A 21,586-nucleotide genomic window follows, 5' to 3' on the forward strand; every position below is an offset into this window, starting at 1 on the left:
CTGCCTACCCGAAGTTCCGAGCGGAGGCTTCCTCCACTCGGACTTCTCTGTGCCTTCTGCCCTAATTCAACATGCAGTAATCTTGGATAACTTTTACGTCCAAAGTCGTAGTTTGCAGAGAATGAATAGCAGCAACAGTGGCTTTTGCTCCCGCGATTGTAGTAATGATGGGAATTTTATAGGACAAGGCTGTGCGGCGAATTAATCTAGCATCAGTCTGAGCTTCTTCTCCCGAAGGGGTGTTGATAATGAGTTGGATTTTCTGATTTTTGATGGCATCTAAGACGTGGGGACGACCTTCGTGGAGTTTCAGCACTAACTCAACATCTAAGCCATGTTCTTGCAGTACTTTACGCGTGCCAAATGTAGCCATCACCGTAAAGCCTAGATCCATAAATTCCTTGACGACGTTAACCGCAGGTGCTTTGTCGCGATCGCTCATGGACACAAAAACGGTTCCCGACAAAGGTAAGCGTTCACCAGCACCGATTTCTGCCTTGGCATAGGCGCGGCCAAAGTCGCTGTCAATTCCCATGACTTCACCAGTAGAGCGCATTTCTGGGCCCAATATCGTATCAGTACCGGGGAATTTATTAAATGGCAATACTGCTTCTTTAACAGCAATGTGAGAGGGGATGACTTCTTTGGTGAAGCCTAGCTCCTCTAAGGTTTTGCCTGACATAATCAAGGATGCGAGTTTTGCCAATTGCACACCAGTTGCTTTAGATACAAAGGGCACAGTCCGAGAGGCGCGGGGGTTAGCTTCTAAGATGTAAATTTGCGGAGAATAGCTACTAGCACCCACAACAGCAAACTGAATATTCATCAGCCCGACAACTGAAAGCGCCTGTGCTAGCTGCACCGTCCATGTGCGAATTTGATTGAGTACTGCTGGCGGTAGCGAGATGGAAGGTAAAGTACAAGCTGAGTCTCCAGAGTGAATCCCAGCTTGTTCGATGTGTTCCATAATACCGCCGATTACTACCCGCCCAGTGTGGTCTGCGATCGCATCAACATCGACTTCGATGGCATTTTCCAAAAACTTATCAATTAAAATTGGCTGATCCGGTTCTACCTGTACGGCAAAGGTCATGTAGCGTTCCAATTCCGCATCGGAATAGACGATTTCCATCGCCCTTCCTCCCAATACATAGCTAGGACGTACTACCACTGGATAACCAATGCGTTTGGCGACAATTAGCGCGTCTTCATAACTGCGGGCAATTCCATTAGGTGGTTGAGCAATATTCAACTGGTTGAGGATCTTTTCAAACCGTTCCCGGTTTTCTGCCATATCTATAGAATCTGGGGATGTACCCCAAATTTTCGTGTTGGGTACGGTGTCGAGTGCTTGCTGGAGAGGAACAGCTAACTTCAATGGTGTTTGTCCACCAAATTGCACAATGATGCCAACTGGGTTCTCAGCTTCGATGATATTGAGTACATCTTCTTTGGTTAATGGCTCAAAGTAGAGGCGATCGCTGGTGTCATAGTCTGTAGAAACCGTCTCTGGGTTAGAGTTGACCATAATTGTCTCATAGCCTGCACTTTTGAGAGCATAGGCAGCGTGACAACAGCAATAATCAAACTCAATTCCTTGTCCGATGCGGTTGGGACCACCACCCAAAATCATCACTTTTGGTTTGGTTGTCGGTAAAACCTCTGTTTCTTGTTCGTAGGTGGAATAGTAGTAAGGAGTAAACGCCTCAAACTCGGCAGCACAGGTGTCCACAGTTTTGTAAACTGGGATAACTCCTAAGTGTTTGCGGTATTCTCGAACTTCGTCTTCGGTGGTTTTGGTGGCAAAGGCAATTTGGCGATCGCTAAATCCATCTCGTTTAACTTCATACATTTGAGCTTTTGTCAACTGCTTTAAAGGAGTCCGTTTGAGGAATTTCTCGACTTCCAGCAGTTGTTGCAATTTCTCGAGGAACCAAGGGTCAATGCCTGTAAGTTCGTAGATTTCTTCAATAGTTAGTCCTGATTGCAAAGCATGACGCACAGCAAAAATGCGATCGGGATTGGGCGTCCGCAATTGGGCACGAATTTGTTCACCGCTAGGTAATTTCTCGGCTTTGTCACAACCCCAGCCAGCGCGTCCAGTTTCCAAAGAACGCAGTGCTTTTTGGAAGGATTCGTTGAATGTCCTGCCAATTGACATTGCTTCTCCAACAGATTTCATTTGGGTTGTCAAAACTGGTTCGGAACCAGGAAACTTTTCAAAAGCAAAGCGGGGAACTTTGGTAACTACGTAGTCAATTGTCGGTTCAAAGGATGCTGGAGTTTTCTTGGTGATGTCGTTTTTAATTTCATCCAAGGTATAGCCAACAGCTAGCTTGGCCGCCATCTTGGCGATGGGGAACCCAGTGGCTTTGGAAGCCAAGGCAGAACTACGGGAGACACGGGGGTTCATTTCAATCACAACCACATCCCCAGTTACCGGATTAACCGCAAACTGAATGTTGGAACCACCAGTTTCCACACCTATCTCACGGATGATTTTAATTGCCATATCCCGCAGCCGTTGATATTCTTTATCGGTGAGGGTTTGGGCAGGAGCAACGGTAATTGAGTCTCCGGTATGGATGCCCATTGGGTCGAGATTTTCGATAGAACAGATAATGACGACGTTATCTGCTAGGTCACGCATTACTTCTAATTCGTACTCTTTCCAGCCGAGTAGGGACTGGTCGATGAGAATTTGCGAAACTGGGCTAGCATCGATACCCACCTGTGCCATTTCTTCAAATTCTTCTTGGTTGTACGCAATACCGCCACCCGTACCACCCATAGTGAAAGCAGGACGAATAATTAGGGGATAGGTGCCGATTTGGCGGGCGATCGCTCTAGATTCTTCTAAAGATGAGGCTGTGCCACTAGGGCACACACTCACCCCAATCTTGGCCATTGCATCGTTGAAGAGTTTTCTATCTTCAGCTTTTTCAATAGCTGGGAGTTTAGCGCCAATTAACTCAACGTTATACCGCTCTAAAACACCATTTTTCGCTAGAGCAACAGCAATATTGAGGGCAGTTTGTCCACCCATTGTTGGCAGTAAGGCATCGGGACGTTCTTTGGCAATGACTTTTGCGACCAATTCCGGTGTTAGCGGCTCAATATAAGTGCGATCGGCTGTCTCTGGGTCGGTCATGATGGTTGCTGGGTTGGAGTTGACCAGCACCACTTCATAGCCTTCTTCCCGTAAAGCTTTACAGGCTTGAGTGCCAGAGTAGTCAAACTCACAGGCTTGTCCAATTACAATTGGGCCAGAGCCTAACAGCAGTATCTTCCGGAGGTCTTGACGGCGGGGCATAGTCTTTGGGATGGAGTAAGAGAATACAAATCCTGATTATTTTAAGATTCTTTCTCCCTGGTCACGCTGTTTATTATCAAGTTTTCTAGGTTTGATGACAGGGATGGGGGATGAGAAACTGGAGCGATCAAAGAATGATTGTTTATTTCACTTTGCTAGTCTCCAATTTTTTGTGTGTCGAAATTCTATGTAATTCTCTTCAGGAAATTACATATAACTTGCAAATATTTTTTATTTGTGCTGATATTTTTTGGCAGAAGCTTGTGAGTTTTTTACATAATCGATACCTGATAACTAAGTTGATAACTGTAACATTTGATAAAAATAATTCTTAACTAGCTTATTATTAATAATTGCTAATATTATATCTTGTGTTAATTTATATACTCAATTAAAAATTGCAGAGATGTAGTTATACTACTCTCTGCTACATTTTATATTTTTTTAAGACTGATTTCTGCCTAGATTTTATTCAGTCAAGAGCGACTTATCTAAATTATAAGGGTTTAGTTTTGAGCAGGCTGTACAAAACCCAAAGTTAAGCTGTCTTTAGCAAGGAAGTGAGATAAATGATAAGCGCGCTCTTCAGTTTTCAACAGAATTTTCTCGTAGAGATAGCGTGTACCGCGGTCTCCTAAACTCTCTGCCTGAGCAGCTTGGCGACGAATTAAGCCAATGATAGCTTGCTCTGCTGCTAAGTCATTTTCTACCATCTGGCGGGAAGAATATACGCCATCTGGCTCTTGGGCAAAACAGGTTAGTTCGGCCAACTTGCTGAAGGTAGCTACTGGCACGCCACCCAGCCCATCCAAGCGCTCTCCAATTTCATGAATATGCTCTTGGATTTCTTTGTAGCTTTCATTAAAAAACTCATGCAATGAGTAAAATTCTGCACCTTCAACTACAAAATGATGTTTTTGGTACTGCAAGGAAAGCGCTTGAAAACTAGCTAAGACAACGTTAAATCCTTCAGTAACTGGTGCGGTTACACTGTGATCTAATAATACAGGATTGTCATATACATGACCAAAATTGCGTAACACAGTTGTGGTTTCTGACATTGTTCTCCTCGCTTTTTCTCAGTTAGGGTTTTTAACTTCTGAGTCTCTACATATTAACATTCTAAAAATTAAAAGCAATTCCAATTAAATTCACATACTTTTAATTTTTTTGCTATTAAAAATCTTCACTTTACAAGGTTGCGTGCCCGTAATGTACTGCTTATCAATCTTCTTGCTGTTGCTATTTTCCCAAACCAGACGCGGGGACGTGGAGAGCCAACCCAGGCGGCTGCTTTCGGTGTTAGCGATCGCGTTTTCGCAATTTCTGGCGCGCATGACAGCTTTACCAAAAGTAGGGTGACACAAAGAAATTATGAGGTCAAATTTCTACCTACGTCCCTCCTCTTGCCACCTAGTCCTTTTGTTAATGGAAGATAATGCCAAATATTTGAGATTTTTATGCAAAATAAATGAGAATTGTTTGCACTTAGGTTATGCTGGTTTAAGAAGCTAAACTCCCAAAAATGGGAGACGGCAAGTACTAAAAGCGCGGTAGTTACTGCAAGTTTGTTGCACTTTGAGGGTACATCTCTTGAAACCGTTTAGTTCAGAAGTAGAAAGCAAGCACATTTTAGAGGTGAATTGGGCAGATCGCTGGCAAGTCTATCAACGCTTGCAGGAGCTAGAGATTCCCTGTTGTTGCGAGTCTAACCAGCCATTGACAGTTGAAATTGGCAATCCCATCGCAGCTATTCAACTTTGGAGTTTGATGCGGCAATTCACACTTCCCCGCCAAGACCTAATTTGGAGTCTTGAAAAATGCTGGCAAAGTCGCTATCGCTAAGGCTGTCTCGCTTAATAATGTGTCCCAATAAACATATAGGTGAAAAAAATGAGTGATTCCCACAGTAAAGAAGTATCAAATTTTTGCCTTGAAGGCAGGTTTATAGACTTTATACTTAAGGATGGGTATAAGCTCAAAGGCTTGCAGATATGGACTGCTGAAGGTGAATGCTATGTAAAACTTGCTAAACATTTAAGGTTTGCTTTTGACTTGCGTCTACCGCCAGGTACTTGGCTACAAATTGTGGGTAAAAAGAAACACGAATCTGCAACAGGCAAAGTCACACTGAAAGCTGAACGGGTGATGGCAGCACGGGCAGATGTAGACAATGACAGAATTACACAGATGGGAATTCCTTCACCAATCTCTCAGCCACAGCAACCCTCATTGACTAGCAAAGGCAACGCAAAATCAACTAAGGCTAAAAGCACGATTTTGGTGTGTCAAAAATCTGATTGCATGAAACGCGGTGGTAAAGCAGTTTGTCAGGCTTTGGAAGCAGCTTTGAGCGATCGCGGTTTAGAAGACCAAGTTACCATCAAAGGTACTGGCTGCATGAAAAACTGCAAAGCTGGGCCTAACCTAGTAATGCCAGATAAAACTCGCTACAGCCGTATTCAAGCTGGACAAGTTCCCGCACTCATGGATAAACATTTTGCCGACAAGAGCGAAGAACACCAGTCAGATCATCACAAGGAAATAGTTATACCTGTAGCGATCAACAGTTAATTAAATAACTACTCTTTAATGAGAGAATATAATCAGAAATTTTTTGTGTTCCCTTTTGATTCTCTACTGTCAGTTTTTACAAGATATTTGTAAAAATAATTGTTGAGTGCGATTAATCATCATAGGCGAAGAAGTTTGTAGTCAAGACTTGATTGCTTACTACGTAACCTGAGTTCGGATTAAGCCAGAAGCTAAAAAGCTTATTGTGTATAGATTGAGAAAAATTCTAAGTCGTAAAAGAAGTGATTAAAGTGGAATCGTTGCGTCAATAAGGTTTACAAATGAGATTAATATCAACAACATGCCTTATTGAGAATATATGAAAACCAAGCTTCAGACCGGACAACGCAAAATCAAAGGGTTTGAGGATTTCTTATCCCGAGCTCAGGTTACGTATTGTTAAAATTGCCGAGGTAAAATTTCAACAACCAATAAATATAAGTGCACGCAATGAATCAGCTGTGTGCATTTTTAGTTGCAAATCACGCCTGATGTTCAATACTTCTTTGTCTCCAGAGTGGCGAACAAGAGGTATAGCACTGAGGCTGTTCCCTATCTTGTTGAACGACAAAAGTTGTTTGGATTGGTAAAAACCAGGCGTAAGCGCCATCGCGAGATTGACGCTTACACCCAACAAATTTGGGCAAAATCTTCTTAAGTTGACACCAATGGGGAACGCCTGCCGTAGGATGCCCGAAGGGCTGTAGGGCGAACGCAATGACAAGTGTTTAACTAGACATGATATAATTTATGATTTTAACTTCCATAGAGATAGATTTTTCTTGAAAACTGAAACTATATTCCAGTTGTGTTCTTTTTTGAAGGTAGCTTGTAATTTTTCAGAAGCATTGAGGAAAAATACATCACTGAAAGTATCAGGAATTTCTTTAATATCTGTTCCGGAAAATAATTGAAATTTTGTTTGTGGTTCTAGAAGGTAACTTAGAGATAATACATTTCCCCAACCCCAATCTTGATTACATTGCGCACAAATAATTAATGGATTGGGAGATTGCTTAATAATATTTACCATAGAAATATTATCTGTATTATAAGCTTTATTCCACCAAGCTTTTTTCGGTAAAATAATCACACATGATATTATTTGCATACAAATTAAGCCAACCAGCAATAGCCTCCACAAGTGCTTACGTATTCTTATATCTGGAGATAAGATAGTTTTTTGGGCAAATAAATAAGCTATAGCTAAATGGCATCCTAAAAAAACAGGAATTGAATATCTCGGATTGATAGAACGAATCCCGCCAAAAATTACATCGGGTATAGCTTGAGTTAGTGCTGTCAATAAAATTAATATTAAAATAAAAGACCAAGTTGTCTTAGGAGTTTTACGACACAGTAAATAAACTGCATAAAATAATAAAATTACTAAAAGTCTAATGATTAAAAACCAGAGATTATTTTGTAGCTTATTTGGGTAACTATACTCGGCTGTAATATCAAAAAAAATCCGTGCCCAGTGAATCTGCCATGCATCTACTAAATCATGTAGTGGAAGACTATATTTTGCCCATTCTATCGTCTCTTGAACTTTGTCTGATTGGGTAATAATTAAAAATAACCAAGGAAGAAAAGGTAATATTCCAGCTACTAATGCACTCAGATAAGCAATTAATATTCTCCTAGTTCGGATTGCTTGATTTACAGCTAGATAAATCCCTTGTCCAATCGCTACTAAACCAAATAATAAATGTGTGTATAATCCCAGGAATAAACTTACAGAATAAATGGCCCAACTGAATTTTGTATTCAACCTTATTGCTCTGAGCAATGCGGCACTAGATACCAAGATAGCTAGTGTATGCAAACTATACATTCTTGCTTCTTGAGCATACACAAGATGAAATGGTGATACAGCTATAAAGGCAATTGCTACTAAAGCGACAATTTTTGATTGAAATAATTCCTGGCATAGCCAATAGAGAGTAGGCAAAACTAATAAACTTATAAATGCAGAAAAACTTCTTGTGGCTGCGACTGTACTTCCAAAGCACTGCACCCACAAATTTGTAAGAACAAAATATAGGGGTGGATGCTTTGGATCTTCTATCGCTAAACCTTTAACAGTATCTATGATAGTTTTACCAACACCAGGACTTTGATATTTCTCTAATAAAGTTTCAGCAGTTAATATTTGACTATTAACTACTTCCTGCATTAAATCTGCTTTTGTATGACCATAAATTCTTAAATAAGTAAATGTTTCATCTGCCCAAGATATTTTTCCATCAAGATTAATAAATCTCAGCAAAATACCTATGACTATCAAAACCATAGTTAGCAGCTTGAAACTATTCAAGAATAAATCATCATTTTTTCTTTGAATCGTTTTAGATGAGTCAGACATGAAAACAGAATATCATCATAAATAATGATTTTCAGCTTATACCAATTTACTGCATATTTGCGTGACTACATCGAATCGAGGCGACGACGTAGTTGGCTACTAAAAGCATCAATTACCGTCACAACTACCAGCAACACCAACATCATGGTTGTAGCCTTGTTGTACTCAAAACCGTCAATGTAACTTTTCAATTGAAAGCCAATTCCACCTGCGCCAACTACACCTAACACAGAAGCAGCACGGATATTGTACTCAAACATCCATATGGTATAACCTAACCCCAATGGCAGTACTTGGGGTAAGATTCCGTATTGAGCAATTTGGAACCTGGATGCTCCCATCACTTCTAAAGATTCTATTGAACGAGCGTTAACCGCTTCGATCGCTTGTTGATAGAATTTTGCTAAGTAGCCGATAGTATAAATTCCCAAAGCTAAGGTTCCTGCGGGTGCCCCTAGTCCAGTTGCGGCGACAAAAATTAGACCAAGGATAATCGAAGGAACAGAACGCACAGCGTTTTGCAATAAATTGGCTAACCATTGCAACCATTGCGGTGCAACATTGTTGGCGCTAGCCACAGCAATTGGCAAAGAAAGAATTGCCCCGATAGTCGTTCCCCAAAGCGACATCTGTACAGTTTCAATCAGTGCTTTAATCGCTATATCTAAAACTGTCGGATCTGGAGGGAATAACCTGGAGATGAAATCAGTAATGTAGGGCCAGCTGTTAGTAATTAAATTAAAATCGACCTTCAGTCCTTGTAAAGCCCAACTATAAACTACAACCGCAATCAACAGAATGATTAGGGGACTCACCCAAGGGTAGCGCCGGAAGAGATTTGAATTTAAGAAGTAATTCATGATTTGTACTTGCGCTGAAAACTCTACACTTGGGAAAATTTCGCTTGCAGGTTGTCGCAAGGGCCATTGTAAACAATGCGTCCCGCATCGATAACGATCGCTCTTTGGGCATATTCTGCTGCTATCCCCAAATCATGCAAAACTGCCACAATTGTCATGCCTTGCTGGGAGTGTAATTCTGATAAAGTCTGCATCACCTGTTGACACGCGATCGCATCCAACCCAGTTATCGGTTCGTCGGCTAAGAGAATTTGTGGTGATTGAATTAAAGCACGGGCGATCGCAACTCGTTGTTGTTGTCCACCGCTGAGTTGACTGGTTTTTTGATTGGCTAACTCTTTTAAACCCAACTGTTCCAATAACTCTAATGCCAATAGGCGATCGTGTTTAGGAAATCCAAATAGAGTTTGCCAAGTTGTTCTAGTATCGAGGCGTCCACACAATACATTTTCGATTGCTGATAATTGCCGAATTAATCCGCCACCTTGAAACAACATCCCGACATCACGCCGTATTGCTGGTAGTGTGCGGGGAGCCAATGTTACACCATTAATCTGGATTTTTCCCCGCACTAATGGAACTAATCCCACAAGCGATCGCAGTAAGGTAGATTTACCAGCACCATTGAGTCCCAGCAACACTACAAATTCACCCCGCTTAATCTGACAATTTATACCGTTAAGAATGGGGCGATTTAGAGCAGCAGCATAAGCTGTCTCTAAGTTGTGACACTCAATTACGTAATCTCTCATCCCTAGATCAATCTCGCTAACAGTTATTAATACTTAACAGTTGTCAGCCTGATTACTGACAACTGTTAACTTAATTAAGGGGCAATACCAACACGTGTGAGTGCATCCCGGATGGGGGCTAAATGACGATTGTGATCTACTCTCACTAACTCTGTAGAGTTATACAAGTTGCGTAGTAGCGGATTATTTTGTGACTGATTTAACTTGAGTAGAGCGTTAATAATTCTTTCGCGATCGGGGGCTGGAACGTCATCATCAATGGCGATACCGTGAGCAGGTACACCAGGAATTCTATGCAGCACCCGCAACTTACTTGTTTCTTCTGGTGTAATATACGGCGAATTCAGTGCATATTCTGATACTACAGCCACATCTGCCTGACCCCGAACAACGGCTTGCAATGCTTTACTGTAATTGCCACCGTAACTAATTTGACCGAAGAAACCACCCAAGCGATCGCTACTCTGTACAAATCCCTGTTTCACCAATTCACCTACGGGGAAAATAAACCCTGAACCAGAAGTAGGAGAAGTAAACGCCATTTTTTTACCCCGCAGTTGTTCTAGGGTTGCTTTGGCGTTATTCCTTGTTTTCAAAATGCTATTGTTAGGGACAACAAATACTGAGCTATAAGTGTATCTTCCTGAATAATTTTCACGCACTTCAGCTAGATACAAGCGAGCATTCGCCAATTGTTCTGCCTTCAAGGCCGGACGGCTACTCAAGAAAGCCACATCAGCCCGATTTGCTCTTAATGCTTCTACCGCAGCAGTATCATCGCCTACCTGCGCTTTGACTGGTATTCCCAGTTCTTTAGACAAAAATGCACCTACAGAATTCGCCTTATTTTGCAAATCTGTGGAATCAGCTCTGCTAGGAAAAACTACTGTCAAAGTCTTCAGTTTTTGGGCAAGCAAAGTTGGTAGTTGTTGATTAAAAGTGGAATTAGTAGTAGTCGCTTTTACTTCTCCAAATGTGCTGATTTCTAAACCTGCAAGCGCTACAAATACAGCCCCAGCACCCAACAAGCCCTTTATCCTCACACTCATTGCTCACTCTCCATTAGTAAGGATTCTCAATATTTTTGCAAATTAGTTGCAACTAGCTTAATAAAGCAATCTAGGCTTTTTAAGAATAAAAGTCAATATGAGATGTGTAGCGATTCGCTAATGAAGCTCATAGACTGAAGCCGCAGGTTCATCAATGAAGCAGAGTTACTTTGGCTGGGAAAGATAAGTAAACGTTAGTGAAAATCACACATAAATAAATGTCTCAACACCAACAGCCAAATTCCGCCTCCGATTCCCCCTCCTCGCTTGCGGGGAGGGGGTTAGGGGGTGGGGTTCCTTGGCAAACTTCGCCAAAACTCTGGGAGAAACTTAAGCCATTAGCACGACAGATGCGGTGTGAACCGACACTTGCAGAAGAGAAGCTATGGCAGAAGTTGAAATCTAAGCAACTTCTAGGTTTTAAGTTTCGCCGCCAGCATGTAATTGATCGCTTTATTGTAGATTTTTACTGTGGGGAAGCGTATTTAGTTGTTGAAGTGGATGGTGGAATTCACGACTATACCCAATAAGAAGATGCAATTCGTCAAGAATTTTTAGAAAGTCTTGGATTGCGGGTGGTGCGCTTGAAAAATGAGGATGTTTTAAATTCAATTGATGGGGCGTTAGAAAAGATTGCGCATAGGTTGCAAAGTTGATAGCACCCCACCCCCAACCCCCTCCCCGCAAGCGAGGAGGGGGCTAATGACGTAGTTGAGATTATGTATAATTACTGCTTCTACTAGTACTAATAAATGTCAAATAATACTCATTGGATATATATCGTTTTTTTCTTTGCACTTAACTTTGTAGGCATGACTCTTCTATTCCGTCATGACTGGAGTCGCCTCGCTCAACTCTACCGCACCTATGAAGAGCCACCACCAAATTTCTGGCGGATGGAAAGCGGTGCTGTGGGTTTGGTGTATTACAAAGGAACTTTGAATGTAGGTATAACACGTCAAGGGCTTTACTTGAGTATCTTTCCTTTGTTTAGCTTTGGGCTTCCGCCGTTGCTAATTCCTTGGAGTGCGATTAGGAAAATTGAACCAGCTAACCAACTATTTGTAGAACGGTTTCGTTTGTATCTCAGTTCGCCAGAGATCAAGCTGATTTTGAGGAAAGATGTTTTGGAACCAGCTAAGGAATATTTAGCAGCACAGGGGTTTGAGTGGGTTTAAAAGAATGCACAGAGGAGGGCGATCGCATTTAATATTGCATTTAATATAGTTTGCATAACAATCGCTCCCCTTGTTTGTGGCGCTAACTTAAACTAATTCTGCGTTACTAGAAGGCAAACTTTACGCCATATTTTGTGATGGCAATTTCAATGGCTTTTTCGATATCGGCGGGATTGGGAGGAGTCAAAAGATTGCGTTCTTCTTCATTCAAAGGCAGGTTGATTGGCTGTCCTACTTCTGCGAAAAATAGTTCAGGGCCTGATGGTGCGATCCAAGCAAGAATTTTTGCTGGCGTTGAACCGATGTTCTTAAAAGCATGGTTCTGATTTTTGTGAAAGTGGAGATACATTCCCGGAGTGGCGATGATAGTTTGGTCGTCAAGCTGGTACTCAACCTTACCCTCAACAATATAGTGCGCTTCATCCGCTTCAGCATGATTATGGGGTGGTGTAGCGCTTTGCGGTTGCAATACCATTTCCACTAGTCCATATTTTCCACCTGTATCTTCCCCGCTATCCAGAAAGGTGTAGAAGTCACCCAGCACCAAATATGTGGAACCTTTACCTGGCTGAACTATTGTGGTTGTCATTATGATTCTCCTGTTTTTTGTTAAACAGTCTGCATCTTCAATAGGTGTACTTTAATTCAACTGATATATTCTTCAGGTAGTTTTGAGATAATTATGCTTAAAGCAAGTTCAATCATGTTGATATATAGATCAAAATCTCAAGATATTCTTTCCTACATCCTCCAACTTCTGCTATGTCAACCTTTATTAACCAGGTATGACTGCGATACAATCAATCTCTACCAACACATCCTTCGGTAACCGCGATACTTCCACACAAGCCCGCGCTGGTGCAGTATCCTCCGGAAAATATTTGGCATAAATCGCATTCACTGCCGCGAAATCATTCATATCAGCGAGAAATACAGTGGTTTTAACCACATCTTTAAAACTTGCGCCCGCTGCTGTCAAAATAGCTTCCAAATTAGCGATTACTTGCTCAGTTTGCCTTTTCACATCATCAGTGTAGACAACCTGACCAATGCGGGGATCGATCGCAATTTGTCCAGCGACAAACACCATTTGACCAGAAGCCGCGATCGCTTGATTATATGGCCCCACTGGTTCGGGTGCATTATCAGTACGAATAACAGTCTTACTCATCTTCTCTTCTCTTTGCGCCCTCTGCGCCTCTGCGGTTCGTTATCCTAACCCAATCTGGGACGTAACCCATAATGGCGATACTGCCAATAATCTCGCAGAATGCGATCGTGGTCAAAACATAAATTTCCAGGCACAAGCCATGACTCAAAAATGCCGATATTCTTAGCATCATCACCTGCTTTTGGTTCACCCTTCGCAGTTGCTAAAAACACAATGCTAATCGTGTGCTGACGGGGATCGCGGCTGGGGTCAGAATATACCAAAAATTGTTCAATTAACTCCACCTGCAAACCCGTTTCTTCCTGGGCTTCTCGTTTCGCCGCCACTTCCACAGCTTCACCGTAATCTACAAAACCACCAGGAAGCGCCCAACCTAGAGGCGGATTATGTCTCTCAATTAACACTATAGGTAGATGAGGTCGATCTACTAATTCAATAATTACATCAACTGTTGGAGCAGGATTGCGGTAATTCATACGCAGCATTAAGTATTAAGTAGTAATTATGAGGTTTCATAGTGATTTGTTACATTCTGTACTTCTCTCACTATTGGCAGCTTCTAAACCAGGCCCTACCGTGATAAATTCGATGCGATCGCTTCCTCTACATCATCAAATTAAGTATGCCTTTTCCCAGATCCAGCGGCATTTTGCTGCATCCCACTTCCTTTCCTAGTCGATTTGGCATTGGAGATTTAGGTTTAGAAGCCTATACCTTTATTGATTTTCTCAAAAATACCAACCAACAATACTGGCAAGTTTTACCTTTGGGTCCAACTGGGTATGGTAATTCTCCTTATGCTTGTTATTCAGCAATGGCAGGAAATCCGCAGATCATTAGTCCAGAACAACTCAAAGAGCAAGGTTTATTAGCAGAGGATGATTTTGCTAACTTACCAGTATTTGACTCTTCTAAAGTAGATTACGAGAAGATTAAACCAATAAAGATTGATCTGCTCAAGAAAGCCTGCGAGAACTTTCAAACTAAAGCCACGCCCTTGCAGCAAAAAGAATTCGCTGGTTTTTGCCATAGCAAAGCTTATTGGCTAGATGACTATGCCTTATTTATGGCGCTGAAAGATACCCATGAAGGGTCAAGCTGGCATACTTGGGAGCCAGAACTTGCCAAACGCGAACCCCAAGCAATTGATCAAGCAAGGCGACAGCTAACTGCTGAGATATTCTTTCACAAATTTATTCAATTTGAATTTTTTCGCCAGTGGTCTGAACTCAAAACCTATGCCAATATGAGCGGTATCCGCATTATCGGCGATATCCCCATTTATGTAGCTCATGATAGCTCTGATGTCTGGGCAAACCCCGACATCTTTTGTTTAGATGAAGAGACAGGGGAACCGGCGCTGATGGCAGGAGTTCCACCAGATTACTTTAGCGCTACTGGTCAACTTTGGGGTAACCCAGTATATAACTGGGAAGAATTGCAAAAACAAGATTTTAAGTGGTGGCTGGGACGCTTTCAAGCAATGCTGGATTATGTAGATGTTATTCGCATTGACCACTTCCGAGGTTTTGAAGCTTACTGGGCTGTGGAAAAAGGAGAAGAAACAGCTATTAATGGAGAGTGGTTAAAAGCTCCTGGGGAAGAATTGTTTGAGACGATCAAACAAGAGTTGGGCACCCTACCTGTGTTGGCAGAAGATTTGGGAGTAATTACGCCAGAGGTAGAAGCACTGCGCGACAAGTTTGAATTTCCCGGTATGAAAGTTTTGCAGTTTGCTTTTGGTTCTGATCCCAGTAATCCTTTTTTACCCTTTAACTACCCGCGAAATGCTGTAGTTTACAGTGGGACTCATGATAATGACACAACTGTAGGCTGGTACAACCAAGCTAGTGAATGGGAAAAGCAAAACTTGTTGCTTTATTTAGGTTGTATCAGTCCCGAAGGTATCCACTGGGATTTAATTCGGCTGGCTTTGAGTTCTATAGCCAACCAAGCGATTATTCCTTTGCAGGATGTTTTAGGATTGGGAACAGAAGCACGGATGAATTTTCCTAGTATTGCTGAGGGTAATTGGGAGTGGCGCTACCCTCAGTCAGCTTTGACTGAGGAATTAGGCCAGAGGCTGAAAATTCTTACCACACTCTATGGTCGTGCTCCTAGACAGTCCTGAGCCAAAACTTAAGTCTTTCTAAGTGCCGAGTACCGAGTATTTAGTAAAAAAGCTCATACTCAGGACTCAGCACTCAGCACTAACTCAGGACTCAGTACTATTCAAAACTTAGGTTTGGCAGCAATTTGAACTTCCTCTACCTTTCCTAACTCTCCCATTTCCTTAGGTTGCTGCTGATTTACACTCATCAGCACACCCCCAGCATTATCAGTTTTCACCGTTAGTTGCTCTTGAGCTTTCCAAGTGCGATGACTTCCCTCTGGAAGAGTACCCTCAAACTGAGTTTTGCCATCAGCTACTACTCGAATCCAGGATGAAGCCTTCAAGGTGACACCAATCTGCACTGGCTGACCATCTTTCGTGGTCAGGAGGGTATTGCTATAAGGGTTGACTTCTGGTGCTTGTTTTGATTGTGTCTGTTGAGGTTGTGCCAAAGACTCTTTTTGTGAATTTGGCCGATTGGGGGTAGTACTTGCTTGTAAAGCAGAATTATTCAGTAGTTGAGATAAGCCGCTGACAGAGCAGATAATCACAAATATATAAAGCAAGTAAAGATGCAGGGGACGCAATTGGTTAATTGGCTTAGTGGTCCAAGCTGGCTTGGGATTCACCTGTTGATAGACAATAGGGAAATTACTAGCAAATTCCACGCCGTTAAAGCCCAATGCATCTGCAAATTGCCTAATTAAGCCTTGAATATAAATTGGTTCTGGTAGATCCTCTAAGTTACCTTCTTCAATAGCTTGCAACAGCCGTTTAGGAATTCGGGTTAATGAAACCACCTCCTCTAGAGATAAACCCTGTTCTTGACGCGATGCCCATAGTTGACCACCAATTTCTGCTAACTTTTCGGCCCTTTGTTGCTCTACTGGAAGAGTTGGTGGCTGATTATCCTTCCTGCTTAACCATTTCATGCGTAGTTACACTCCTTAACTCAGCTGAATCTTTAATAGGTATGTGCTTGATTTGCTGTTGCAAAAAGCGCATCTCATCATCTTTTAGGGAACGATATTTACCCTCTTTTAAGTAGGGTTGTTTGGGAATTTGTAATTGAATCGGTCCAATAGCAGTCCGATGCAGCTTGATTACCGGGTAGCCTAATTGTTCGGCTATACGGCGAATCTGGCGATTGCGTCCCTCCTGTAAAACAATTTCTAAAGAGCTTTGTGTAGTCAAACTTTCTATGAGGCGCACCCTGGCTGGTCTTGTTCTTCTGCCGTCTAACACTACACCCTGACGCCACATTTGTAACAGTTCTTCTGGGGGATGTCCCTTAACTAAAACACGATAAGTTTTAGGTACGCTGTGACTTGGATGCGTGAGTGCGAATGTGAGGTCGCCATCGTTAGTAAGTATTAATGCTCCAGTGGAATCTGTATCTAGACGCCCAACTGGGTGAATACCTGTACCCTCTCGGAAATCTTTTGGCAATAAATCTAAGATTGTCGTTCTTCCCTGAGGGTCGTAGCAAGTAGAAACTACGCCAGCAGGTTTATTGAGCAACAAATATATAAGAGCCGGACGTTGTTTTGTAACTACAAGTTTGCCATCAACTGTAATTTTGTCTGTTTCAGGGTCAACTTTTTGACCTAAATGAGCCAATACCCCATTAATCCGCACACGCGATCGCCGGATCATTTCTTCGGCTTCACGACGTGAGGCAATACCCCATTGGGCGAGAATTTTTTGTAACCGTGCCTCCATGTGGAAATTGCTTATTCTTTCGCTAGGATTTAAATCATATTATTTGCATTTTGGAGTTAATAGCCATAAATGTTACATTTAAGGACTGATTAACTTCAGCCAATTGTTGAATTTCTACCCATAAACACAAAAGTTAAATGCCTGAGCAAAATTCAGATTCTAAACGTACCCATAAGATACGGATAATTACGAATATGCTCACAACAGCACTAAAGCTATGGTTGAGAGCGCAAGTCAGTCAAGTATCGCAAATAGAAGTGGAAATTAGAGCCAGTGATCGCCAACTTCTCTCGGGGAAAGTTCCCTGGGTATCGATTTTTGCTAGTCATACCGTTTATCAAGGTCTCCATATTGGACAAATTCAACTTGTCGCAGAAAATATTCAGGTCAACATTGGCTCAGTCATCAAAGGACAGCCACTAAGACTGTTAGAAACAGTACCAGTAGTTGGTGAATTGCTCGTCGAAGAGAAGGATCTCAATCATTCCCTCTCATCTGAGCTATTATCAGGGGCTTTAAATGATGTACTGGTTAAACTTTTACCAGAACAATGCGCAAAAACCAAGTCTATTGCTTGGCAAAAAATTATTCTAGAGAATAATCAAATTATACTGAGTGGCATTCTAACATCTGAAGGCCAACCTACGCCTGTGGAGATTTGCACAGGTTTAGATTTAATCAGTAGTCACGAGTTGCAACTAGCACCGCTTCAAATAAAATACAACATGGGAACTCTAGCACAGAGTGATCATGAGTACAATTTCGATCTCGGTCCAGAGGTTGATATCCAAGAACTCACCTTGATCCCAGGTAAGCTAGTGTGTCGCGGACGGATTAACGTTATTCCCTGAAGATTAGAAATCAAAAACTAATAATACTTATTATTTATAATAATTTATATTTTTAAAGAAAAATGGGCATTGGACATTAGTCGTGATGGGTAATTTATGATTTCCCCACTACCCTTCCTTCGTCTCTCTTGCTTCTTCATCTGCCCAGTCTGCCAGCGTCTACTCCCTTTCTTGATCGATAGTAGTCAGGTACTGCGCCGACTTACTTGTCTGCAATCAGTGGCAATAGCAAAGTCAGGAAATAGTAAACTAGCGGAGCCGTAAAAATATAACTATCTGTACGATCTAAGATGCCACCATGTCCAGGGATCAACTGTCCTGAATCTTTAACACCAGCATCGCGCTTGAGAACAGACTCGATCAAGTCGCCTAAAAGACTAGCAATCCCAATCAGCAAACCCAACGCTAACCCAGTGTAGAGTGGTCTGGGCCAGTGAAGATAATAAGCCCCTGCTAAACCGACAGCAACGCTAGCACTGATACCAAACACGGCACCTTCAACAGTTTTCTTGGGGCTAATGTCAGACAAACGGGTTTTACCGAAGAACTTGCCAATTGTATAAGCGCCAATATCAGCTGCCCAAATGCACAGAAAAGTCAGCACAGTCGCGCTCAAACCTTGTGGTAATAAGGCAATATTTCTTTGATTTAGAATATCTTTCCATGTGGTAGGCCAGTAACCCCCTAAAGGTAGATTACTGACGGCAACACTGCCAAGCGATCGCAATCGCACCCAGTAACTTGGTAAATAACCCACATAAAATAGCCCCATAATCGAAGCGGAAATATCAGCGATCGTGGCCATTTTCGGCTGAAACAGTAGGTAAAAACAAATAAATGTCCCAGCTATTGGCATGACAGCGTCAGCTAAATTTCCATCAAGGGTACAAATCACTAGTAAGACTTGACTGACAAACATCGTGGTTTTAGCAGCGGGAGCTATGCCTCTGGCTACCACCAAATTAAAATATTCCTGTTGCCCTAAAAAAACCACAACCGCAATCATCACGGTAAAGTACCAACCCCCCAACAGGGTTGCAAATAGAGCCAGAGCGATCGCAACAATTCCACTAATAATCCGAGACCAAGGCATAGAAGTATTTTGGATTAGGTATGCGGGATAGGGGATTGGGAATCGGGTATTGGAAATCGGGCATTGGGTATTAATTATCCTTCTGATCTCCTTCCCTAGTCCGCGTTCTTTATTCTCTAGTCCCTGATCCCCAGTTTAAAATCTAAAATTTATGTAGATTTAGTCTAGTTTCTCACCACTGAGGATAAAAATGGGATCTAAGGCGGCAAAGGTTTGAGAAAAGCCGCGCATCTCCAAGCGATTAACCGCAGACTGAACAACTTCTATATTCCGAGCTCTTAATTGGGCAAAGCTTTGAGAAATAGCATACAGACTTTCTAGATTAGCAGCTGTAGCCACAACTCTACCTGTTGCTGGTAGATAATCCCACACGGCTTGCAAAATTTCTTGAATGGGGCGTCCTCCTTCAATGCAAACGCGATGAGGGGTAATTTGAAGGTTCTGCAAACACTCCGGGGCGCTACCTTCAATAACTTCGACATTCTTTACCCCAAAGCGATCGCAGTTACGGCGGATCAGATTGGCTACTTCTTCATCCCGTTCTACAGCGATAATCTGCCCACCTGGACACAACAGTCCCACCTCTACAGGAATTGTACCTGTACCTGCGCCAATATCCCACAATACGGAATCTGGCTGAAGTCGTAGTTGAGCGATTAGCAATAGCCTAACTTCTCGCTGGCTCATGGGTATTCCTGGCAAGTGCTCGAACAATTCATCGGGAATACCAGGCGTAATATAAGGCCAAATTTCGGAGGGCATAGAATTACATATTTATACTAAAGATGTCAGCTTGTCTATATTTGACGGTCGTAGGCTATAACCAGCTTTAGGCGTAGCGTTATCAGTAATCATCATGACTAAAGAAATATTGGGAAGTCGCTACGAAGTTCAGCAGCAATTAGGAAAAAAGGCAGGACGGCGGACGCTATTAGCCCGTGATTTACAAACTCAGGAACTTGTCATTATCAAGTTACTTATTTTTGGCGGTGACTTTGAATGGGACGATCTCAAGCTATTTGAGCGGGAAGCTGAAACTTTAAAATCTTTATCACATCCCTTTATTCCTCGCTATTTAGATTATTTTGAGCTAAATTCAACTACTCTTCAGGGGTTTGCCCTTGTACAAACTTATATCTCAGCACAAACTCTAGAGCAATATTTAAAAGCTGGGCAGATTTTTACAGAAGCAGAAGTTAAACAAATAGCCAAAGCACTTTTAGAAATTCTCTGTTACCTGCATGGGCTGCATCCGCCTGTAATTCACCGTGATATTAAGCCTAGCAATATTTTATTGGGCGATCGCTCTGGTAACAGTGTAGGTCAAGTTTATTTGGTAGATTTTGGCTCAGTACAAACTGTTTTGGCAACTGAAGGGGCGACTCGAACTATAGTCGGAACCTATGGTTATATGCCTCCAGAGCAATTTGGTGGACGCACCGTTCCCGCTTCCGATCTTTATAGTTTAGGTGCGACATTAATTTATTTAGTAACGGGTATCCAGCCAGCAGATTTACCCCAAAAGGATTTTCGGATGCAGTTTGAGTCAGTGGCTAATCTTAGCCCCAGCTTAACTAATTGGTTGCGGTGGCTAATCGAACCTAACCTACAACGGCGTGTCAGTTCTGCCTTGGAAGCACTCAAAGCTCTAGATAGGCCTGAAATTCCCCATTCCTCACAATTAGTAATTAGCAAACCACCAGGCAGCAAAATTCAACTAACGAAAAATGCGGATGTGTTGGAAATTATCATTCCGCCAAGTGGTTGGCAATCGTCGATGTTGTTCTTAGGTTCGTTTGCGATCGCCTGGAATTCATTTATCCTATTCTGGACAATTGGCGCGCTCTCTGCACCGTTTCCCATGAACCTCCCCTTTGCCTTGTTCTCCCTGCCTTTTTGGGGTGCTGGCTGCTTTATGATGTATGGTTTTTTATTTACTGTCTGGGGAAGCATCCGACTACGCTTGGATCGGCAGCAAGTAGGCTTAACTTACGAGTTATTCGGATTTAAATTCCATCGTCCCCGACCATCGCCCAAGCAAAATATTACTAAGTTAGTATATATTCCGCAACACTTTACTAAAGACTCTGATGGTAATAGAACTCAAGTTCCTGCCCAATTAGAGCTTTGGGCAGGAGTAGAAAAATATCAGGTTGGTAATAATCATGGTGTGATTAAATCTGAAGCAGAACTGCAATGGCTAGCTCATGAATTAAGTGATTGGTTAGGTATGGAAATCTCAACAGAGAAAGACTCTTAAATGTCTATAGTTAATTTAAGTAAGGTTTACAGGAGAGGCGTATGTTGTTTGGACTGGGATGGCCAGAGATTGCTGTGATTATGATAGTCGCTATTGTAATTTTCGGACCTAAAAGAATTCCCGAACTAGGAAATGCACTGGGTAAAACTCTCCGGGGTTTTAAGGAGGAAATCAAAGGTTCCGGTGCCGATACTAATTCAGAACGAGACCAATAATATTTAACTCCCTGAGGCAGGGGAAGTGTAAATTCAAAATTGAGAGCCAAGCAAGGGTCAATAGTAG

The 21,586-nt window shown here is 42.1% G+C and carries 19 protein-coding genes and 2 pseudogenes; 8 read left to right on the forward strand and 13 right to left on the reverse strand.

The features are described from left to right. Positions 1-61 precede the first annotated feature (61 nt). Positions 62-3,313, reverse strand: coding sequence for a carbamoyl-phosphate synthase large subunit (gene carB / locus BV375_RS34285; protein WP_086768907.1), 3,252 nt, complete (start codon positions 3,311-3,313; stop codon positions 62-64). 506 nt (positions 3,314-3,819) lie between these two features. Beyond that, complete coding sequence (locus BV375_RS34290; protein WP_086768909.1) at positions 3,820-4,374, reverse strand: Dps family protein; 555 nt, start codon at positions 4,372-4,374, stop codon at positions 3,820-3,822. Positions 4,375-4,906: 532 nt separating this feature from the next. Between BV375_RS34290 and BV375_RS34295 the strand changes: the two genes are divergently transcribed. Beyond that, entirely contained in the window at positions 4,907-5,158 is a 252-nt protein-coding gene (locus BV375_RS34295; protein ID WP_086768912.1) for an Asr1405/Asl0597 family protein, read from the forward strand. Positions 5,159-5,206: 48 nt separating this feature from the next. Next, the gene (locus BV375_RS34300) at positions 5,207-5,887 is read left to right on the forward strand and encodes a (2Fe-2S) ferredoxin domain-containing protein (RefSeq protein WP_086768914.1); all 681 of its coding nucleotides are present in this window, start codon (positions 5,207-5,209) and stop codon (positions 5,885-5,887) included. A gap of 748 nt (positions 5,888-6,635) precedes the next feature. Here the strand turns inward: BV375_RS34300 and BV375_RS34305 are convergent. From BV375_RS34305 to BV375_RS34320, 4 genes are all read right to left on the reverse strand, one after another. After that, the gene (locus BV375_RS34305) at positions 6,636-8,255 is read right to left on the reverse strand and encodes a glycosyltransferase family 39 protein (RefSeq protein WP_086768916.1); all 1,620 of its coding nucleotides are present in this window, start codon (positions 8,253-8,255) and stop codon (positions 6,636-6,638) included. A gap of 65 nt (positions 8,256-8,320) precedes the next feature. After that, positions 8,321-9,115, reverse strand: coding sequence for a phosphonate ABC transporter, permease protein PhnE (gene phnE / locus BV375_RS34310; protein WP_086768918.1), 795 nt, complete (start codon positions 9,113-9,115; stop codon positions 8,321-8,323). A gap of 23 nt (positions 9,116-9,138) precedes the next feature. After that, a complete protein-coding gene (locus BV375_RS34315) occupies positions 9,139-9,867 on the reverse strand; it encodes an ATP-binding cassette domain-containing protein (RefSeq protein ID WP_086768920.1) in 729 nt (242 codons plus the stop codon). A 74-nt stretch (positions 9,868-9,941) separates the two neighbouring features. After that, positions 9,942-10,916 carry a phosphate/phosphite/phosphonate ABC transporter substrate-binding protein gene (locus tag BV375_RS34320; RefSeq protein ID WP_086768922.1) on the reverse strand — a complete coding sequence of 325 codons (975 nt, stop codon included), beginning with the start codon at positions 10,914-10,916 and terminating at the stop codon, positions 9,942-9,944. A gap of 218 nt (positions 10,917-11,134) precedes the next feature. Here BV375_RS34320 and BV375_RS38515 point away from each other — a divergent pair. Together BV375_RS38515 and BV375_RS34335 are read left to right on the forward strand one after the other, a co-directional pair. Continuing rightward, positions 11,135-11,572: pseudogene (locus tag BV375_RS38515) on the forward strand (endonuclease domain-containing protein). 96 nt (positions 11,573-11,668) lie between these two features. Continuing rightward, positions 11,669-12,094 carry a hypothetical protein gene (locus tag BV375_RS34335; RefSeq protein ID WP_086768927.1) on the forward strand — a complete coding sequence of 142 codons (426 nt, stop codon included), beginning with the start codon at positions 11,669-11,671 and terminating at the stop codon, positions 12,092-12,094. 106 nt (positions 12,095-12,200) lie between these two features. Here the strand turns inward: BV375_RS34335 and BV375_RS34340 are convergent, their stop codons facing one another. The 3 genes and pseudogenes from BV375_RS34340 to BV375_RS34350 form a co-directional block, all read right to left on the reverse strand. Further along, positions 12,201-12,683 carry a cupin domain-containing protein gene (locus BV375_RS34340; RefSeq protein ID WP_086768929.1) on the reverse strand — a complete coding sequence of 161 codons (483 nt, stop codon included), beginning with the start codon at positions 12,681-12,683 and terminating at the stop codon, positions 12,201-12,203. A gap of 186 nt (positions 12,684-12,869) precedes the next feature. Continuing rightward, positions 12,870-13,265 (reverse strand): annotated as a pseudogene (locus tag BV375_RS34345) (Rid family detoxifying hydrolase); the annotation flags it as partial. A gap of 44 nt (positions 13,266-13,309) precedes the next feature. Next, complete coding sequence (locus tag BV375_RS34350) at positions 13,310-13,741, reverse strand: NUDIX hydrolase (protein WP_086768932.1); 432 nt, start codon at positions 13,739-13,741, stop codon at positions 13,310-13,312. A gap of 146 nt (positions 13,742-13,887) precedes the next feature. Between BV375_RS34350 and malQ the strand changes: the two genes are divergently transcribed. Beyond that, complete coding sequence (gene malQ, locus BV375_RS34355; RefSeq protein ID WP_086768934.1) at positions 13,888-15,396, forward strand: 4-alpha-glucanotransferase; 1,509 nt, start codon at positions 13,888-13,890, stop codon at positions 15,394-15,396. A 101-nt stretch (positions 15,397-15,497) separates the two neighbouring features. Here the strand turns inward: malQ and BV375_RS34360 are convergent, their stop codons facing one another. Continuing rightward, entirely contained in the window at positions 15,498-16,310 is an 813-nt protein-coding gene (locus tag BV375_RS34360; protein WP_086768936.1) for a RodZ family helix-turn-helix domain-containing protein, read from the reverse strand. Beyond that, positions 16,285-17,100 (reverse strand): pseudouridine synthase, encoded by an 816-nt coding sequence (locus tag BV375_RS34365; protein ID WP_086768938.1) that lies wholly within the window; start codon positions 17,098-17,100, stop codon positions 16,285-16,287. The genes BV375_RS34360 and BV375_RS34365 overlap by 26 nt, the downstream gene beginning before the upstream one ends. 137 nt (positions 17,101-17,237) lie before the next feature. Here BV375_RS34365 and BV375_RS34370 point away from each other — a divergent pair, with 137 nt between their 5' ends. Beyond that, positions 17,238-17,951 (forward strand): DUF2993 domain-containing protein, encoded by a 714-nt coding sequence (locus BV375_RS34370; RefSeq protein WP_086768940.1) that lies wholly within the window; start codon positions 17,238-17,240, stop codon positions 17,949-17,951. Positions 17,952-18,153: 202 nt separating this feature from the next. Here BV375_RS34370 and BV375_RS34375 read toward each other — a convergent pair whose 3' ends face one another. Beyond that, positions 18,154-19,044, reverse strand: coding sequence for a phosphatidate cytidylyltransferase (locus BV375_RS34375; RefSeq protein WP_086768942.1), 891 nt, complete (start codon positions 19,042-19,044; stop codon positions 18,154-18,156). 159 nt (positions 19,045-19,203) lie between these two features. Then, entirely contained in the window at positions 19,204-19,806 is a 603-nt protein-coding gene (gene cbiT, locus BV375_RS34380; protein WP_086768944.1) for a precorrin-6Y C5,15-methyltransferase subunit CbiT, read from the reverse strand. A gap of 94 nt (positions 19,807-19,900) precedes the next feature. Here cbiT and BV375_RS34385 point away from each other — a divergent pair, with 94 nt between their 5' ends. Together BV375_RS34385 and tatA are read left to right on the forward strand one after the other, a co-directional pair. After that, positions 19,901-21,304 carry a serine/threonine-protein kinase gene (locus tag BV375_RS34385; RefSeq protein ID WP_086768946.1) on the forward strand — a complete coding sequence of 468 codons (1,404 nt, stop codon included), beginning with the start codon at positions 19,901-19,903 and terminating at the stop codon, positions 21,302-21,304. A 44-nt stretch (positions 21,305-21,348) separates the two neighbouring features. Next, positions 21,349-21,519 carry a twin-arginine translocase TatA/TatE family subunit gene (gene tatA, locus BV375_RS34390; RefSeq protein ID WP_279432994.1) on the forward strand — a complete coding sequence of 57 codons (171 nt, stop codon included), beginning with the start codon at positions 21,349-21,351 and terminating at the stop codon, positions 21,517-21,519. Positions 21,520-21,586 lie beyond the last annotated feature (67 nt).

The sequence above is a fragment of the Nostoc sp. 106C genome, from assembly GCF_002154725.1.
Lineage (GTDB): Bacteria > Cyanobacteriota > Cyanobacteriia > Cyanobacteriales > Nostocaceae > Aulosira.

Bases quoted from the DNA above. Each gene is read 5' to 3' on its own strand.
- carB (WP_086768907.1), bottom strand. From the start codon at position 3,313: ATGCCCCGCCGTCAAGACCTCCGGAAGATACTGCTGTTAGGCTCTGGC.
- BV375_RS34290 (WP_086768909.1), bottom strand. From the start codon at position 4,374: ATGTCAGAAACCACAACTGTGTTACGCAATTTTGGTCATGTATATGAC.
- BV375_RS34300 (WP_086768914.1), top strand. From the start codon at position 5,207: ATGAGTGATTCCCACAGTAAAGAAGTATCAAATTTTTGCCTTGAAGGC.
- BV375_RS34305 (WP_086768916.1), bottom strand. From the start codon at position 8,255: ATGTCTGACTCATCTAAAACGATTCAAAGAAAAAATGATGATTTATTC.
- phnE (WP_086768918.1), bottom strand. From the start codon at position 9,115: ATGAATTACTTCTTAAATTCAAATCTCTTCCGGCGCTACCCTTGGGTG.
- BV375_RS34315 (WP_086768920.1), bottom strand. From the start codon at position 9,867: ATGAGAGATTACGTAATTGAGTGTCACAACTTAGAGACAGCTTATGCT.
- BV375_RS34320 (WP_086768922.1), bottom strand. From the start codon at position 10,916: ATGAGTGTGAGGATAAAGGGCTTGTTGGGTGCTGGGGCTGTATTTGTA.
- BV375_RS34335 (WP_086768927.1), top strand. From the start codon at position 11,669: ATGTCAAATAATACTCATTGGATATATATCGTTTTTTTCTTTGCACTT.
- BV375_RS34340 (WP_086768929.1), bottom strand. From the start codon at position 12,683: ATGACAACCACAATAGTTCAGCCAGGTAAAGGTTCCACATATTTGGTG.
- BV375_RS34350 (WP_086768932.1), bottom strand. From the start codon at position 13,741: ATGAATTACCGCAATCCTGCTCCAACAGTTGATGTAATTATTGAATTA.
- malQ (WP_086768934.1), top strand. From the start codon at position 13,888: ATGCCTTTTCCCAGATCCAGCGGCATTTTGCTGCATCCCACTTCCTTT.
- BV375_RS34360 (WP_086768936.1), bottom strand. From the start codon at position 16,310: ATGAAATGGTTAAGCAGGAAGGATAATCAGCCACCAACTCTTCCAGTA.
- BV375_RS34365 (WP_086768938.1), bottom strand. From the start codon at position 17,100: ATGGAGGCACGGTTACAAAAAATTCTCGCCCAATGGGGTATTGCCTCA.
- BV375_RS34370 (WP_086768940.1), top strand. From the start codon at position 17,238: ATGCCTGAGCAAAATTCAGATTCTAAACGTACCCATAAGATACGGATA.
- BV375_RS34375 (WP_086768942.1), bottom strand. From the start codon at position 19,044: ATGCCTTGGTCTCGGATTATTAGTGGAATTGTTGCGATCGCTCTGGCT.
- cbiT (WP_086768944.1), bottom strand. From the start codon at position 19,806: ATGCCCTCCGAAATTTGGCCTTATATTACGCCTGGTATTCCCGATGAA.
- BV375_RS34385 (WP_086768946.1), top strand. From the start codon at position 19,901: ATGACTAAAGAAATATTGGGAAGTCGCTACGAAGTTCAGCAGCAATTA.